This is a genomic window from Arthrobacter sp. NA-172, assembly GCF_043952055.1.
Lineage (GTDB): Bacteria > Actinomycetota > Actinomycetes > Actinomycetales > Micrococcaceae > Arthrobacter.
This window is the reverse complement of the sequence record NZ_JBINOT010000001.1, coordinates 2,147,292-2,161,700: the sequence shown is the minus strand read 5'-3', so window position 1 is coordinate 2,161,700 and position 14,409 is coordinate 2,147,292. Positions and strand designations below refer to the sequence as shown.

Below are 14,409 nucleotides of genomic sequence, written 5' to 3'. Positions count from 1 at the left end.
CCGCTGCCGGAGCAGTCCTAACACGTTTGTCGGAGGGTTTCATGTCCTTGTTCACTGTCCTTGCCACCAGCAAAATCGCCGCAGGCGTCATGGCCGCCGGAGCTGTAGCGGTTGGCGGAACCGGCGTCGCAGCCTTCAACGGAGCGCTTCCCAACGATGTGCAGAAGAGCGCCCACGACTTGGTCGGCGCCCCGGCTCCCTTGGCCTCCAAGGCCACCGACGCGGTGGGGACCGCAAGGTCCACAGGCGCTGACGCCGTTGACGACGCGAAGTCCAAGGCCACCAACGCTTCCGAGACCGCCAAGGCCAAGGCGACTGACGCCGTCGACGACGCCAAGTCCAAGGCGGCCGCGGTCAAAGCCATCACGCCTGAGTCGTTCGGCCTCTGCACAGCCATGCTCAACGGTGGCCTGAAGGCTGACGCCAAGGTACCCGGCTACTCCTCGCTGGTTGTAGCTGCCGGTGGCGAAGCCAACGTCAAGGCACACTGCGAAACCGTTGTGAGCGAAGGCAAGGCTGCCGGTCTGAAGATTGACGGCTCTGCCAATGCCAACGCCGACGGAACCGCAGTGCCGTCCACCCCGGCTGTCCCCGCTGTTCCTTCCGTTCCTGCAGTGCCGTCTACCCCGGCCGTTCCTGCTGTTCCTTCCGTTCCTGCGGTGCCGTCCCAGCTCCCCACCGCCCCGGTGAACGTACCGACCGATTCTGTCCGCCCGTAACGCGACAGGGTAGGCTTGTAGGCTTGAACGGCGGGGCTCCTTGACGAAATGACAAGGAGCCCCGCAACGCAATAGGCGTCGGCAGCAGTCATTTTCCCAGGCCGAGGACGATGACTGCGCTGCGTGGAATGGAGGGCCGCGGGTGCTTAACCCTTTGGCTGATGAATATCTGCAGGCGGACCTCGACGATCCCGCACTGCTCTTCACGGCTGCCTACAACAGCTTCTCCGGACCGATTTTTGGATACCTGCGAGCCCGCGGCGTGGACGATCCGGAAGCGGTCACGCAAGACGTGTTCCTGGCTTTCTATCCCAAATTGGACAACCTCCACGGTGGCCTCCAAGGGGCGAAGACCTTGCTCTTCTCCATCGCTCATGCACGGATGGTGGATCACTACCGTAAACGGGAGCGAACCCCCGATGCCGCGCCGTACGAAGCTGATCTGGACGCGCGGTGCTCGCCTTCGGCTGAGGACCAAGCCTTCGGGCACGGAGTGGGGCTCGGCGTGACCGAGCTATTGACCGACCTCAACACCGACTACCGGGAGGTCTTGGCTCTACGGGTCGTGGCGGACCTTTCGGTGGAAGAAACAGCGGGCATTATGGGCAAGTCCCAAGGTGCCGTGAAGCAGTTGCAGCGTAGGGCACTGAGTGCACTGAGAGAACGTGCACTACTAAGGAATGGCACACCATGAGCGAAAAATCCGCATCCTGCGGCGAGCAGAGCGTCGACCGCCTGCTAGCTGAAGCCGGGCTCGAAGAAGCGTACGAGATCCGGGACGAGCTGCTGGAACTGCGCGCCCTGGCAAACAGCCGGCCGCGGCCATCAGCCGAAGTGCAGGCCTTGATGGCGCCTGCCCGTGTCACGGCCTCGCCTCGCCTTGCCGCCGCACCCGTTGACGACGCTGCGCTTCTCGACAACGCCGCGCCTGCTCACGAAGCCGCGCTCATTGACGAAGCCGTGCCTGCTCACGAAGCCGCGCCCACTGATGAACTGGCCGCCCGTCGCCGCAAAAAGGGCCGCTTGACCTTCGCCGCCGTTGCCGTTGCGGCTTCCCTTGCCGCCGGAGGTACCGCTGCGGCTGCGTCCGAAGGCGGCATTCCGGGCACGGTCGAACACTTGGGCGCTGTGGTGGGATCGGTCGTGTCCCAGCTCACCCCTGGAATCGGGTGGCAAGGCTCCGCAACAGCAGGGAACCCGCCCGGAGCCGGTTCCGATGCCCACCCATGAGACGAGTGTTCCCCCTTCTCCGGAGCCCACCGGTGCCGGCTCCCCCAGCAGCAGCGCCCACCCCGTGCCGCATGCGACCTCGGGCAGCACTACCGGTACAGGATCCCAGTCGGATCCGCAGAAGGGACTGCACGACATCGCCAAGGGCCAGCCTCCTGTGACTATCCCGACGCCGGTGATCCCAACGCCCACGCTCCCGTTGCCCCAGCCCATTCCTTCCGAGATTCTTCCGGGCAACCCGGTAAAACCGTAACCCCCAGACCACGACGTCGGGGTGCCGCTTCCCGTGGAAGCCGCACCCCGCCGTCGAGCTCATAAGGTCGGGCTCGTAAGACCGCGCTCGTAGAGGCGGAGAAAAGCTATGCCGAAACCAGGTTGTGCCAGTCGGCGACGAGGGGCAGGTTGTGCGCCTCGGAAACCGAGCGGTGCGTGACCTTGCCAGCGGCGATGTTGAGGCCGGCTGCCAGTGCGGGGTCGCGGTCGAATGCCGTCCTGACGCCCAGGTTGGCCAAGGCCACTGCGTAGCGCAGGGTGACGTTGGTCAGAGCGTAGGTGGAGGTGTTCGGAACGGCTCCCGGCATGTTGGCGACGCAGTAGAAGATCGTGTTGTGGACCTTGTACGTGGGTTCCTGGTGCGTGGTGGGGTGCGTGTCCTCGAAGCAGCCGCCCTGGTCCACGGCGATGTCCACCAGCACGGAGCCGGGCTTCATGCGGGAGACGAGCTCGTTGGTGACCAGCTTGGGGGCCTTGGCGCCCGGGATCAGCACGGAACCGATGACGAGGTCGGCGTCGACCACGGACTTCTCGATCTCGTAGGCGTTGGAGGCGACCGTCTTCAGTCGGCCCTGGTAGAGGGCATCCAGTTCGCGCAAACGGTTGATGTTGATGTCCATGATGGTGACATCGGCGCCCAGGCCAAGAGCCATGGCGGCGGCGTTGGTGCCGGCAACACCCGCGCCGAGGACAACCACCTTGGCCGGGCGGACACCCGGGACTCCGCCCAGCAGCACGCCCTTGCCGCCGGCCGGAGCCATGAGGGAGGAAGCGCCGACGACGACCGACAGGCGCCCGGCGACCTCGGACATCGGTGCCAGCAGCGGCAGTGCGCGTCCTTCCTGGACGGTTTCGTAGGCGATGGCCGTGACGCCGGAGTTGATGAGTTCTTGCGTCAGCTCGGGCTCGGCGGCCAAGTGCAGGTAGGTGAAGAGGATCAGGCCCTTGCGGAAGCGGGGGTATTCGGCCTTGATGGGTTCCTTGACCTTCATGACCATGTCAGCGCGTGCCCAGACGTCGTCAGCGTCTGCGACGATCTCAGCACCGGCAACCGCATATTCCTCGTCCGTGATGCCGGAGCCCAGGCCTGCGCCGCGTTCAACCAGCACGGAGTGGCCGTGGGTGCGGAATTCGTGAACGCCCGCGGCGGTGATGGCGACGCGGAATTCGTTGTTCTTGATCTCTTTGGGGACACCGATGATCATTTTTGGGCTCCATCTTCGAAAGGCTTCAACGGCCTTTTTCTTGGCGGGGGGACTGTGATTCCAGAATAAATCCGCTGTGAGCCAGGCGACAGGAAAGGCGATGTCCGTCGTTGAGGACTCCCGCGGAATTTCAGGCTTTTTGCTTCCGCTGGCTCGACATTTGTCGATGTTGAGAGCGTCAGGTGTCGCCTGATGTTCGTGGGGCAAAGTAGTGTTTTCTCCATGCAGCAGGACGTGGAGAAGATAGTCGAGGATGTCGCACTCAAGTTGGGCCGCGGCCTCTCCCTGGAAGACCTCGACGGCGTCCTGCTCGCCTACAGTTCCAACCAGTCCCACGCCGACCGCGTCCGGGTGAACTTCCTCCTGAGCAAGCGGGTTCCGGTGGACGTCAGTGCGTGGCAGCTCTCGCACGGCATCGCTACGGCGGTGCGTCCCGTCGTCGTACCCGCCAATGAGGAACTCGGGATGGTGGGACGCGTCTGCGTCCCGCTGCTGGTGCGCGGATTCCGCGTCGGGTACCTCTGGGTCCAGCAAGACCTTGACGAGCAGACCGCGACGGCGATACTCGCCGAATTGCCGGGCGTCCGGGACGAGTTGGACCTCCTCGCGGGGTTGCTGCTCGATTCCAACACGGCCGAGTCGGAGTTCCGCCGCCGCCGTGAGCAGGAATTCCTGGCTGCATGTCAGGGCGAATCCAATGCGGTGGCGGCGGTGGCGGGATGGAAGGAGATCCAAGGGCGGGGACCGTGGCAGCTGGTCACGGTGCTCGACGCCGACGACAGCGGTGGCGTCTCGGATCCGATCGCGGCCACCCTGACCCATCGTTCCGCCGCGCTGCAGGCGACCATCGGCGTCGACTCGGTGCTTTTCAGCGCGGGTACGGAGACGCACTCGGTGATGCTGTTCCGCGAAACCAGCGGACGGGCAGAGCATGCCCAGGTCCTTGTCCACTATCAGCTGGAACTCGCCAAGCGCGCCGGCCGGAAGGTGGACCGCGTCATTCTGGGCATCAGCGAGTCGTTTTCAGTCATCCGCCAATTGGGCCGGGCATACCGGCAGTCGAAGCTCGCGGCCCAGGCTGCCGCCGTCGATCCTCCTTTGGGCGAACTCGTGGACAGCCGCTCGGCCGGAATCTACCAATTGTTCGAACGGCTGCAGGCGCCCGGAGGTTGGGACGATTCCGGTTCGTCTGCTTTCCAATCGATCGAGGACGCCGATCGGAACTCAGAGCTCTTGCCGGTGCTGGAACTGCTCTACGACAGCGACGGCGCAGTGCAGGACGTGGCCGCGAAGCTGCACTTGCATCGCAGCAGCATCTACAACCGGCTTGCGAGGATCCGCCAGCTGATCGGTGCTGATCCGCTGAATGGCGCGACCCGGCTCGAACTCCACGCAACGCTCAAAGCGCGCCGCTGGGCGGGCCGCCCGCGGATTTGAAGCCGCTGGCACCGGACGCCGCTATTTGTTCAACTTCGTCAACCGAAGGCTGCAGTGCCAGCGGTCGGGGCGGTGCTGAATCATCTGCGTCCGGGTGTTGCCGCAGCATCGCCCGTGCCACTCGACGGATGATGTTCGATGCAGTCTCACGGCAAGAGTCCGGTTGCAGCGCCCAAAATCGATCCAAGATCTACGCTTGGTTGGATGGGCGGCGGTGTGGGCGTAGGACTGGCAGGGGTCCGTGGCTTCCAAGAACCTGTGGGCGCGGGAGAGGGCGTGCTGGTCTGGGGTGGAGTCGGGGTGGGGGTCGCTGGCCCGGTCGGACCCGGGCTGGGCGCCGGTGTGGGCTGAGGCGGAACCGGGATGGAAGGAACAGGTACCGGGGCGAGGCTTGGGGGTAGCGCTGACGGAAGTGCGGGGACCGGGACTGCAGGGACCTGGAGGGAGATCGAGGGTGCCGGGACACTCGACGGTTGGACGGTGGCAGATCCTTGCGGCGAATGTTGCGCAGGGTCCGCGGTGGTCTGGCCGGACTTGGGGCTTGGGGTGGCTGCCGAAGGTGATGCTGCATCGCTGGGGGAGGTGCTCGCCGTTGCAGGAGCGCCGGATTCCTGGCCGAAGAAGGGCAGCTCAAGGGCTTGGCCCAGGGAGCCGGCGGCCAACAAGATGCCTAAGGCACCTGTCACTACTGCCATTCGGTTGCTCATCGTCCGGACGGCGGCGGCTTTCTTGAGGACGGCGTGTGGTTCGCGACTGAACGACGAACCGGTAAACGTCGCCGGACCGACGCCGGCACGAGGTGCCGCAGGAAGTGCCGCTGTGGCGGCCTTCTCGGTTTTGGCTGGTTCTGCCGTCGCGGCAGCCGTCGCGGCAACAGCAGTCACGGTCGGAATGGCCGCCGTTTCGCTGGCTTGGGCAGCTCGCTTCCGTTCGGCCGCTCGGGCGGCCGCGCGCGTGGTGGGCGCCGCCGTCGTCGGGGTTGCCGCGGGGGTGGGTTCCGCCGTCGAACTCAAAGGTTCAAAAGCCGGTGCAGCGATGAACGGTTCGCTGTCCTTGGCCCGACGCCGTCCGGTTGCTTTGGTGCTCTCGCCCGCCACTTGGGCACGGCGAGGCTGATCCATGGTTGGGGACATGGTGATTGCCTCTCAACGCCTTCGAGGTTAGCTGTCGGGTTCGGACGAGGCCGTCCGGCCGCGCGTGGCGGCTTCACCCCAAGGGCCTGAAGTAGGCCCGGAGACTCTGGGTCCCCCGTCTCTGCCGCGGGTCTGGCGGATTCCGGGTTGCGGCAGAGCTCGGCGTCAGCCCGGAAGCGGCCCGGTTGGAGACTGGGTCGCCCCTCGACGGTACAACAGCCCGCATGCAAAGTCACATTTGAATAACGGGCGGGCTGACCGGTTTTGCGATATATCGTTCCGGGCCGGAGCGCGCTGGTATCTCACCCTGGATCAGGTATCCGGGGCCGAAGACTAGCTTTGGAACCTGATCTGTTGGTAGAACCAGTCCTATGGACCTGCCAGTGATGCCTCCGATCGCGCCCATGCTCTCCAAAGCCGTTCCTACAATTCCCGATGTGGGGCATTTCGAGCCCAAATGGGACGGGTTCAGGACGATCGTCTTCAAAGACGGAGACGAGATCGTCCTCGGCAGCCGCAACGAACGGCCTATGACCCGGTATTTTCCCGAGCTCGTGGACGCATTGCGGAAGAACCTTCCGGAGAAGTGCGTGATCGACGGCGAGATCGTCCTCATTTCGGAGAACCGGCTGGACTTCGAAGGACTCCAGCAGCGGATACACCCCGCCGACAGCCGGGTGCGGATGCTCGCGGAGCAGACCCCGGCATCGTTGATCGCCTTCGACATCCTCGCGTTGGGCCAGGACAACCTGATGGACCGCCCCTTCGCGGAACGGCGCGCAACGCTGGAGGGTGCGCTTGAAGCGGCGGCGGATCCGGTCTTCATCACTCCGGCCGTGACGGACCTCAGCAAGGCGCAGGAGTGGTTCACACTCCTCGAAGGCGCGGGCCTGGATGGCGTCGTTTCCAAGCCCCTTGACGGCCTTTACCAACCCGGCAAGCGAACCATGTTCAAGACCAAGCACGAGCGGACCGCAGACTGCGTGGTGGCAGGTTTCCGCTGGCACAAAACTGCCAACGTTATCGGGTCGATGCTGCTCGGGCTGTACGACGATTCAAGCCGCCTGCAACATGTGGGGGTGGTGGCGTCGTTTCCGATGGCGCGCCGCGAGAGCCTCGTGGCCGAACTCGAACCCTACCGCGCCGAGCTGAGCGAGCATCCGTGGGGAAACTGGGCCGATCCTGCGGCGGCTGGTTCCAGGAAGCCGGGAGCGGTGAGCCGGTGGAGCGCTGGGAAGGACCTGTCCTTTGAGCCGCTGCGCCCCGAACTCGTTATCGAGGTGGCCTACGACTACATGGAGGGCGATCGGTTCCGGCACACCACCCAGTTCCGGCGTTGGCGGCCGGACCGGGATCCGGAAACCTGCACTTACGCTCAACTGGAAGAGCCGGCCGACTACGACCTTGGGGAGATCCTGCCACTGGAAGGCTGATGCGCCCTATTCTTCGTGCCCTTGGTCTGTGCTCATCTGGTCCTCGGCAGGTGGTGTTTCGCCGGGCGGTACACCGCCGCCGGGCTCCAGTCCCGTGATGTTTCCGCTAAGCGGATCGGGGTTCGCGGAGGCCGCGGGATCTTCTCGCTTGCCTCCCTCCCTCGCGTCTCCAGGTTCGTCAGCACCGGGCGCTCCGTACGTCTGGGGATCGTCCTCGGGGTCATAGCTGGTCATGGCACTCCTTTCCTAAGCACACTTAGTATTTGGGCCGTCCGGCCAGCGTAGTCCCGGGGGCGGGAGTGAGGCAACAGGGAGACCGCGGGCAAGTTCCGCCGTCGTGAGCGCCGGAAGGACGGGAATTAGGCCTGCGTGACCGGCGAAACGAAGCTCTTGATGGCATCAGCCACGGCCTTCGGCCGGAGGTGCTGGACGACGTGGCCGCACCCCGGTATTTCTGAAAGGCGGCCCTCTGCCGCGGCTCGGGACAGCCTGAGCGACCAGTCGGAACCAGCCACGGGGTCACGGTCGCCGCGCAGCACCAGCACCGGGACCTGGAGGTGCGCCACGCGCTCCATGGTGGGGTAGGCCATCATGACTGGCAACTCGGTCAGGTACCAGCGGATCCCGCAGCGCAGGTAATCCGTGAGTACGATCCAATTGGATGACGGGCTTTCGTGAAACAGTCCGTCGATGGCCAGCGCGAGCGACTGCCGCCCGACGTTCTTGTGCCGGGAATCCACCACCGGTCCCATGAGCACCAGCCCGAGGACCGCATCGGGCGCGTGCAAAGCTGTTTCGATGGAGAACTGCACGCCCATTGAATGGCCCACGAGGTAGTAGGAGTCGATCCCGCGGGATTTGAGGACCGCGGCGATGAAAGCTCCGTAGTCGGCGACGCTGAGCCGGCGTTCGGGTTTGGGCGTGCCCCCGAATCCCGGGAGGTCGAGGGAATACGTTGGCCCCGAGGCGTCGAGCACGGCATGGAGCCGCGCGAGGTACCTATGCGAAACGCCGATTCCGTGGAGCAGTACGTAGGCCGGCCCGGCCCGTAATTGGCTCGGCGTGACGCGGCTGTGCGCCGGGCCGTAATGCGCGGTCCAGATCCGCCCCCTCAGCCCGAAGGCCTCCACCTCAGTCGAAAACAACTTTCTCAGCTCGGAACAACCTCCCGCCCGTCGTCCTCGTTATGCTTCTGGGTTTCCAACCACGCCATGATATCCGCGAGCCTGATGCGGCGGTGCGTGCCGCGGTATTCGACCGGGATTTCGCCGCGGTCCGTCATGTTGCGCAGGTAGGTGTGCGAGATTCCCGCGAGTTCGGCAGCCCTCGACGTCGTAAGCATTTCCTCCACGCTGCTTACGGTCACCGCTTCGCCGCGGCTCAGCCGGCCGAGGAGGTCGACGACGGCGTCCCTCGCCTCATCCGGCAGCCGGTGGACCGTGCCGTCCACAAAGACGGTGATGTCGTTGCTGTCCTGGAGTGAGCGCGCCAGGTTCCGGGCGTCGTCCGCGGCCAAGCCCGGCGTCACGCGGGGAGCTATCAATGCCATGGCAGAAGCCTAGCCGCGCTCGAGGCTGCGTGGTTACGCCGTCGTGTTAGATTCACGCCTATGGTCAACTACCCCGCCAATCCGGATCCCGGCCCCGCTGTGGCGGCGGCGATCGAGCTGCTGGTGCGGCAAGGCTACGACGCGACCTCCGTGGACGATCTCGCCAACGCCGCCGGCGTCAGTCGCAGTACATTTTTCCGCAAGTTCGGTTCCAAAGAGGACATCGTTTTCGCTGATCACGACCGGATTCTCACCCGAGTTCAGGAGCTGCTTTCGCGCACGACGGCGGATCCGTTGGGTGCCGTTGTGGATGCGGCCCTCCTGGTCTTTGACCACCATGTAGGCAATCGGAAAACCTCCCTGGCGCGCTACGAGCTCTTGCATCAGGTGCCCGCTCTTCGTGATCGCGAGCTCGTCATGACGCATCGTTATCAGCGGGCTTTTCGGAATCATCTTTTTTCCGTGCTGCCCGAGGGCGAAAGCCGGGAGGTCACTTCCATGGCCTTTGCTGCATCGGTAGTTGCGGTGCACAACAGCGTCCTGCGCCAATGGCTGCGGGCGGTTTCTGCCGGCGAACGGGTCACGGGTGTCGAGCGTGATGCCCGGGAAGCTGAAGCCGAAGGGCTGGCCGCACGGCTCGGGCGTGAATTGGATGCATTGGCCCGCACTTTCGCCAGTGCTTCAGCCGTGGTGGCGGGTAGTGCGGCGGCCGGTGAGCCTCGTCCGGAAAGTGGCCGGCCCGCCGTCGTTGTGACCGTCACTGGACCCGGGAGCAGGCAAAGACCAGATCCTCCAAGCCGTCCGGGACGCCCTGGCTTAGCTCCTTCTGGCCTTGTCGTAGCCCCATCTTGCCGAGGGCGCGGAGATTCTGCTGGATCATTCGCGTGTCTAATCTCAAGATCCCCGTGTTTTCGCGGCGCCGCGTGAGGGTGGCGTGGAATGATCCAGCAGAATGTATCGATGACACCGAGTTTCTTGACATGAAACTGAGTGTCAGCGCATGCTGGGAGTCGCACAGTCACGACCCCGAGCGAGGATTCCCGCATGACGACGTCCGACAACTTGTCAGAAGAGCTGGCTGCTGTTTTCCCGGCGGGCACCATGGAGCCCGAATATGTCCTGAACGAAGCCCTGGATCCGGATCCCGCCTCGGTTTTCAAGGACATCAGTGGCGAAGACCGCGCTTACTGGGAGCGTGCGCGGACCTTTGTCCAGGACGAAGTGCTCCCTGTCATCGCGGGTTACTGGGAGCGCGCAGAGTATCCGCTGCGCCTGGTTAAACGCCTCGGTGAACTTGATCTGTTGCGCGATGGAATCGACGTCGACGGATTCCCGGCCATGAGCAAGACGGCCGCTGGTTTGGTCACGATGGAACTGAGCCGCGGGGATGGCTCCATAGGTACGGTTGTCGCAGTCCAGGGTGGATTGGCTTTGCGTTCCGTGGCCGAATGCGGTTCCCCTGAGCAGCAGGCCCGCTGGCTTCCCGTGCTTTCCCGAGCTGAGGAGTATGGCGCCTTTGCCTTGACCGAACCGGCGCACGGCTCCGACTCTGTAGGACTCGAAACGACGGCCACCGCGGTTGAGGGTGGCTTTGTCCTCAATGGCGAAAAGAAGTGGATCGGCAACGGCTCGATCGGCGGCCTCACGGTGGTCTGGGCCCGAGCCGATGACGGACATGTCCATGGGTACCTGGTCCCGCAGGATTCCCCCGGCTACTCGGCCACGACCATCGAGGGCAAGCTGTCCCTGCGGGCCATCTGGCAAGCGCACATCCGTCTTGAGAATGTCTTCGTCCCCGAGGAAAACATGCTTCCGGGGGCCCGGAGTTTCAAGGACACGGCGCGTGTCCTTTTGGCGACCCGGCTGGGAGTTGCGTGGTCCGCCGTCGGGCATGCAACGGCTTGCTACGAGGCCGCCGTGCAGTACGCAGCCCAGCGCCGGCAGTTCGGCCGCCCGCTGGCCGCTTCCCAGATTGTGCAGGAACGTCTTGCCCGCATGCACTCCGAGCTCGCCACGATGCAACTTATGGTCATGCAGATGACCCGGCTGGACGAAGAAGGCGTGCTGACCCCCGCGCAGGCGGCGCTCGCCAAATTCACCTGCACCCGGACGGCGCGCAGTATCGCTTCCAATGCGCGGGACCTGTTGGGCGGAAATGGCATCTTGTTGTCCAACCGGGTTGCCCGTCACTTCGCCGATATCGAGGGCATCCACACTTACGAAGGCACGGAGACCGTCCAAGCGCTGATCATCGGCCGGTCGATCACAGGCATCTCCGCCTTCGCCTAAGACGTTCGCTCACTTTTGAACCCGTGCTGCAGGAAAAATCCAATATCCGCGTCACGATTCAGCGCCACATTCCACTCATAGTTGTACAAAGCTCCAAGGACTAACTGCCGGCGCACAGCGTCAGCGGAAGGCCTAGGCATTTTGGACAGCGCGCCATCGCGGTCCCCCAGTTACTGATGGCGCGTCTTTCCCGGTAGAGACCCTGGGATGCTGTGGCCGGCTGTTTTGCGGCCGGCCACAGTTCCGAAGGCATACAACTCCACGGGCACATCGGGCTTCTGAAGAGCGCCAGCTATGCGGCGTCGAGATCCGTTTCCAACAGCGTCACGAGCGAATCCAAGTCGGCCCCGTCGCCTTCGGCCCGAAGCACTACGACGTCGCCTTTCGCCGCACCAAGCGTCATGAGCGAAAGGATGCTGGCGGCGTCAAGTGCGTCTTCGGCAGGCGTTCCGGCCATCGCGATCGTCACGTCAACCGGGGATTCCCCTGCGGCTTCCGCGAAAATAGCCGCCGGACGGGCGTGCAATCCGGAGCGGCTGGCGATGGTGGCGGTGCGTTCGGGCATTGTTTCTCCTTGTGTTCGGGTAGGGGTTGGCCGGGCTTAGAGCCCGAGTTCCTCGAGAATCGGCAGCTTGGCGCGAACCCAAGCCTTGGCGTCCAGTGCTTCGGGTGCGCTGAGAGCCAAACGGGCAAGCTCCTGCGCCTGCTCGAGGGTGACCGTCTTGAGAACGGTTCCGACGGCGGCCAGAGACCGGGCGGTCATGGACAGAGTGGTCACACCCAGGCCAACGAGGACGACGGCGAGGGCCGGGTCCGCGGCCGCCTCACCGCAGACGCCAACGGGTTTGCCGTGGCCTTCCTCAGCCGAGCCGGCGACCGTCAGCTGAACGAGGCGCAAGACAGCAGGCTGCCACGGCGTGTTGAGTTCGGCGAGCGGGCCGAGCTGCCGGTCGGCGGCCATGGCGTACTGGGTGAGATCGTTGGTGCCCAAGGATGCGAAGCCCACGTGGCGCAGGACCGCGGCCGAGGTCAGTGCGGCCGACGGAACCTCAACCATGACGCCGGAGGTTTTGATTTTTGCGGCTTCGCACAGCGAGGCGAATCGGGCGGCCTCGGCCGGCGTCGAGATCATGGGTGCCATGACCCACACCTCGGCTTCGGTTTCGCTGGCCGCTATGGCGATTGCCTCGAGTTGGCGCTCCAAAACACCGGGCGTGGTGAAATCGGTGCGGTAGCCGCGCACCCCGAGTGCAGGGTTGGGTTCGGTGGCATCGGTGAGGAAGGGGAGGGGCTTGTCGGCGCCGGCGTCGAGCGTCCGGAGCACCACTTTCTTGCCCGGGAAGGCGTCGAACACGCCCCTGTATGCAGCGGCCTGTTCCAGCACCGTAGGTTCGGTATCCCGTTCCAGGAAGCAGAATTCGGTGCGGAACAGACCAACGCCTTGGGCGCCCAGCGCGGCGGCCGCGGCAGCGTCCCTGGCCCCGCCCACGTTGGCGAGAAGCGGGACCAAGTGGCCATCCGCCGTCGTACCGTTTCCGTCGAAAACAGCCAGTGTGGCGGCGTTCTCGGCCCACGCGAGGGTTGCAGCGCGCTGCTCTTCGGACGGTTCAACGGTGAGGGAACCGGCTGCGCCGTCCACATAAACTTCGGCGCCGTCCGGGATTTCGTCTACTCCGCGCGCGGCGACCACGGCGGGCAGGCCGAGCGAACGCGCGATGATCGCGGTATGGGACTGCGGTCCGCCGCCCGAGGTGACCAGTGCTGTCACGACGGCGGGGTCCAACGTTGCGGTGTCGGCGGGGGCCAGGTCTTCCGCGACCAGAATGAACGGGGTGTCCGACGCCGGGATCCCAGGGGCCGGGACACCGCGGAGTTCGGCGACGATCCGGGCGCGGACGTCCAGGACGTCGGTGGCGCGCTCGGCCATGTACCCGCCGAGGTTGTGGAGCATTTCCGAGACCGAGGCGCCGGCTTCCCAAATGGCGCGTTCGGCGGAGCTTCCGTTGTTGATGAGCTTGGTAGCCGATTTCAGGAGCATCGTGTCCTTGGCCATCAGTGCGGTGGCTTCCAGCACGGCCTTGCCGTCCCCACTGGCTCTGTCCGCACGTGCTTTGAGTTCGTCGTGGACGGATTGGGCCGCGGTTTTCAACCCGGCGACGGCCTCTTCCGCCGTCACGGAAGCGGCAAGCTGCTCGCCCGACGGCGGTTCGCTGACTGGCTTGGGCATCTGACGAATAGTGCCGATGACGCGGCCCGGGCTGACGCCTACTCCTTGGAAATTCTGCACCGAAATCCTCTGTTCCTGCTCTTGGAGCGGACCCGGGGGCTGCGGTGCCTCAAGGTCCGAAAAAATCTCCTGTGACTCACTTCATATAGCGTTGCTATAGGTGCTAGGGTAGCGGCTATGAGTTTCGATGACCAGCTTCCGCCCAAAACTCGGCTGCTCCGTGCAGCTGCCGAGTTGCTGGCGAATTCTGACGGGTCACCGGTCTCAACGCGCCAAATCACCAAACTTGCCGGAGTCACGGCGCCCACGCTCTACCACCACTTTGGCGACAAGGAGGGGCTGTTCGACGCCGTCGTTGCAGCCGGCTTCGAGGAGTACGTGGCGGGAGAGCGGGACTTCGCACCCTCTGGGGAACCCCTGGAGGATGTCCGCCGGATGTGGGATAACCACGTCCAGTTCGGACTCACTCAACCGCACCTCTACTTAGTGATGTTCGGCAACATTCGTCCGGAAAGCAGGCCGGCCATCGTGGCTGATGCCGAGTCGCTCCTGGAAGAAATGCTGGGCAAGGCGGCCATTGCCGGGCAGATCAACGTACCTCCGCGTGAGGCGGCCAGAAGCATCCTGGCCGCCAATGTGGGTGTCACGCTCATGCTCATTGCAGAGCCTCTGGAAGACCGGAATCTCGAACTTTCCACCATGACCCGGGATTCCATGATTTTCGCCGTGTCCACGGAAACAGCCCGTGGCGCCGCAGCAGACGACTCCGGCAGGTCGTCCGTTGTTGTTGCGGCAATCGCGCTGAATGCGGCGCTCCAAGCCTCGCATTCAGACCAGCTATCCAGTTCGGAGTTGAAGCTTTTCCTTGAATGGCTTCACCGAATTTCCAGCAGCTCCTAGAGCTGTGCCTCTTG

Annotated in this window: 17 protein-coding genes, 1 pseudogene and 1 riboswitch; of the genes and pseudogenes, 11 read left to right on the top strand and 7 right to left on the bottom strand. The window is 64.5% G+C overall.

Annotated features, from left to right (window positions below; translation table 11 throughout):
* Positions 1–41 precede the first annotated feature (41 nt).
* The 4 genes from ACF0H6_RS10705 to ACF0H6_RS10690 all read left to right on the top strand — a co-directional run bounded on the left by ACF0H6_RS10705 (position 42) and on the right by ACF0H6_RS10690 (position 2,202).
* Positions 42–719 carry a hypothetical protein gene (locus tag ACF0H6_RS10705; RefSeq protein WP_395249579.1) on the top strand — a complete coding sequence of 226 codons (678 nt, stop codon included), beginning with the start codon at positions 42–44 and terminating at the stop codon, positions 717–719.
* 142 nt (positions 720–861) lie between these two features.
* Positions 862–1,413, top strand: coding sequence for an RNA polymerase sigma factor (locus ACF0H6_RS10700; RefSeq protein WP_395249578.1), 552 nt, complete (start codon positions 862–864; stop codon positions 1,411–1,413).
* Positions 1,410–1,949: a hypothetical protein gene (locus tag ACF0H6_RS10695; protein ID WP_395249577.1), complete on the top strand. Its 540-nt coding sequence runs from the start codon at positions 1,410–1,412 to the stop codon at positions 1,947–1,949. The genes ACF0H6_RS10700 and ACF0H6_RS10695 overlap by 4 nt, the downstream gene beginning before the upstream one ends.
* Entirely contained in the window at positions 1,936–2,202 is a 267-nt protein-coding gene (locus ACF0H6_RS10690) for a hypothetical protein (protein WP_395249576.1), read from the top strand. Before ACF0H6_RS10695 ends, ACF0H6_RS10690 begins: the two co-directional genes overlap by 14 nt.
* 106 nt (positions 2,203–2,308) lie before the next feature.
* Here the strand turns inward: ACF0H6_RS10690 and ald are convergent, their stop codons facing one another.
* Positions 2,309–3,427, bottom strand: coding sequence for an alanine dehydrogenase (gene ald / locus ACF0H6_RS10685; protein WP_395249575.1), 1,119 nt, complete (start codon positions 3,425–3,427; stop codon positions 2,309–2,311).
* 222 nt (positions 3,428–3,649) lie between these two features.
* Here ald and ACF0H6_RS10680 point away from each other — a divergent pair, with 222 nt between their 5' ends.
* The 4 genes from ACF0H6_RS10680 (at position 3,650) to ACF0H6_RS10665 (ending at position 7,430) form a co-directional block, all read left to right on the top strand.
* Positions 3,650–4,864 carry a PucR family transcriptional regulator gene (locus ACF0H6_RS10680; protein ID WP_395249574.1) on the top strand — a complete coding sequence of 405 codons (1,215 nt, stop codon included), beginning with the start codon at positions 3,650–3,652 and terminating at the stop codon, positions 4,862–4,864.
* Between the two features lie 204 nt (positions 4,865–5,068).
* The gene (locus ACF0H6_RS10675; protein WP_395249573.1) at positions 5,069–5,215 is read left to right on the top strand and encodes a hypothetical protein; all 147 of its coding nucleotides are present in this window, start codon (positions 5,069–5,071) and stop codon (positions 5,213–5,215) included.
* 168 nt (positions 5,216–5,383) lie between these two features.
* Positions 5,384–5,980, top strand: coding sequence for a hypothetical protein (locus ACF0H6_RS10670; protein WP_395249572.1), 597 nt, complete (start codon positions 5,384–5,386; stop codon positions 5,978–5,980).
* Between the two features lie 19 nt (positions 5,981–5,999).
* A riboswitch (cyclic di-AMP (ydaO/yuaA leader) is annotated at positions 6,000–6,145 on the bottom strand.
* 223 nt (positions 6,146–6,368) lie between these two features.
* The gene (locus ACF0H6_RS10665; RefSeq protein WP_395249571.1) at positions 6,369–7,430 is read left to right on the top strand and encodes an ATP-dependent DNA ligase; all 1,062 of its coding nucleotides are present in this window, start codon (positions 6,369–6,371) and stop codon (positions 7,428–7,430) included.
* A 6-nt stretch (positions 7,431–7,436) separates the two neighbouring features.
* Here the strand turns inward: ACF0H6_RS10665 and ACF0H6_RS10660 are convergent, their stop codons facing one another.
* The 3 genes from ACF0H6_RS10660 to ACF0H6_RS10650 all read right to left on the bottom strand — a co-directional run bounded on the left by ACF0H6_RS10660 (position 7,437) and on the right by ACF0H6_RS10650 (position 8,979).
* Complete coding sequence (locus tag ACF0H6_RS10660; protein ID WP_395249570.1) at positions 7,437–7,664, bottom strand: DUF6480 family protein; 228 nt, start codon at positions 7,662–7,664, stop codon at positions 7,437–7,439.
* A gap of 125 nt (positions 7,665–7,789) precedes the next feature.
* Positions 7,790–8,584, bottom strand: a complete 795-nt coding sequence (locus ACF0H6_RS10655) for an alpha/beta fold hydrolase (protein ID WP_395249930.1) — start codon at positions 8,582–8,584, stop codon at positions 7,790–7,792.
* Complete coding sequence (locus ACF0H6_RS10650) at positions 8,581–8,979, bottom strand: helix-turn-helix domain-containing protein (RefSeq protein WP_395249569.1); 399 nt, start codon at positions 8,977–8,979, stop codon at positions 8,581–8,583. Before ACF0H6_RS10650 ends, ACF0H6_RS10655 begins: the two co-directional genes overlap by 4 nt.
* Before the next feature lie 60 nt (positions 8,980–9,039).
* Here ACF0H6_RS10650 and ACF0H6_RS10645 point away from each other — a divergent pair.
* Positions 9,040–9,153: pseudogene (locus ACF0H6_RS10645) on the top strand (TetR family transcriptional regulator); the annotation flags it as partial.
* Positions 9,154–9,736: 583 nt separating this feature from the next.
* Here the strand turns inward: ACF0H6_RS10645 and ACF0H6_RS10640 are convergent.
* On the bottom strand, positions 9,737–9,859 hold the full coding sequence (locus tag ACF0H6_RS10640) for a hypothetical protein (RefSeq protein ID WP_395249958.1): 123 nt from the start codon (positions 9,857–9,859) through the stop codon (positions 9,737–9,739).
* Positions 9,860–10,023: 164 nt separating this feature from the next.
* On the opposite strand from ACF0H6_RS10640, the gene ACF0H6_RS10635 reads away from it, so the two are divergent.
* On the top strand, positions 10,024–11,268 hold the full coding sequence (locus ACF0H6_RS10635) for an acyl-CoA dehydrogenase family protein (RefSeq protein ID WP_395249568.1): 1,245 nt from the start codon (positions 10,024–10,026) through the stop codon (positions 11,266–11,268).
* 292 nt (positions 11,269–11,560) lie between these two features.
* Here the strand turns inward: ACF0H6_RS10635 and ACF0H6_RS10630 are convergent, their stop codons facing one another.
* A complete protein-coding gene (locus ACF0H6_RS10630; RefSeq protein ID WP_395249567.1) occupies positions 11,561–11,833 on the bottom strand; it encodes an HPr family phosphocarrier protein in 273 nt (90 codons plus the stop codon).
* A 36-nt stretch (positions 11,834–11,869) separates the two neighbouring features.
* Positions 11,870–13,555, bottom strand: a complete 1,686-nt coding sequence (ptsP, locus tag ACF0H6_RS10625) for a phosphoenolpyruvate--protein phosphotransferase (protein WP_395249566.1) — start codon at positions 13,553–13,555, stop codon at positions 11,870–11,872.
* A gap of 117 nt (positions 13,556–13,672) precedes the next feature.
* Between ptsP and ACF0H6_RS10620 the strand changes: the two genes are divergently transcribed.
* Positions 13,673–14,395, top strand: coding sequence for a TetR/AcrR family transcriptional regulator (locus tag ACF0H6_RS10620; RefSeq protein WP_395249565.1), 723 nt, complete (start codon positions 13,673–13,675; stop codon positions 14,393–14,395).
* Positions 14,396–14,409 lie beyond the last annotated feature (14 nt).

Excerpts from the sequence above, each read along its gene's own strand:
- ACF0H6_RS10705 (WP_395249579.1), top strand. The coding sequence starts at position 42 with ATGTCCTTGTTCACTGTCCTTGCCACCAGCAAAATCGCCGCAGGCGTC.
- ACF0H6_RS10695 (WP_395249577.1), top strand. The coding sequence starts at position 1,410 with ATGAGCGAAAAATCCGCATCCTGCGGCGAGCAGAGCGTCGACCGCCTG.
- ACF0H6_RS10690 (WP_395249576.1), top strand. The coding sequence starts at position 1,936 with ATGCCCACCCATGAGACGAGTGTTCCCCCTTCTCCGGAGCCCACCGGT.
- ald (WP_395249575.1), bottom strand. The coding sequence starts at position 3,427 with ATGATCATCGGTGTCCCCAAAGAGATCAAGAACAACGAATTCCGCGTC.
- ACF0H6_RS10680 (WP_395249574.1), top strand. The coding sequence starts at position 3,650 with ATGCAGCAGGACGTGGAGAAGATAGTCGAGGATGTCGCACTCAAGTTG.
- ACF0H6_RS10675 (WP_395249573.1), top strand. The coding sequence starts at position 5,069 with ATGGGCGGCGGTGTGGGCGTAGGACTGGCAGGGGTCCGTGGCTTCCAA.
- ACF0H6_RS10665 (WP_395249571.1), top strand. The coding sequence starts at position 6,369 with ATGGACCTGCCAGTGATGCCTCCGATCGCGCCCATGCTCTCCAAAGCC.
- ACF0H6_RS10660 (WP_395249570.1), bottom strand. The coding sequence starts at position 7,664 with ATGACCAGCTATGACCCCGAGGACGATCCCCAGACGTACGGAGCGCCC.
- ACF0H6_RS10650 (WP_395249569.1), bottom strand. The coding sequence starts at position 8,979 with ATGGCATTGATAGCTCCCCGCGTGACGCCGGGCTTGGCCGCGGACGAC.
- ACF0H6_RS10640 (WP_395249958.1), bottom strand. The coding sequence starts at position 9,859 with ATGATCCAGCAGAATCTCCGCGCCCTCGGCAAGATGGGGCTACGACAA.
- ACF0H6_RS10635 (WP_395249568.1), top strand. The coding sequence starts at position 10,024 with ATGACGACGTCCGACAACTTGTCAGAAGAGCTGGCTGCTGTTTTCCCG.
- ACF0H6_RS10630 (WP_395249567.1), bottom strand. The coding sequence starts at position 11,833 with ATGCCCGAACGCACCGCCACCATCGCCAGCCGCTCCGGATTGCACGCC.
- ACF0H6_RS10620 (WP_395249565.1), top strand. The coding sequence starts at position 13,673 with ATGAGTTTCGATGACCAGCTTCCGCCCAAAACTCGGCTGCTCCGTGCA.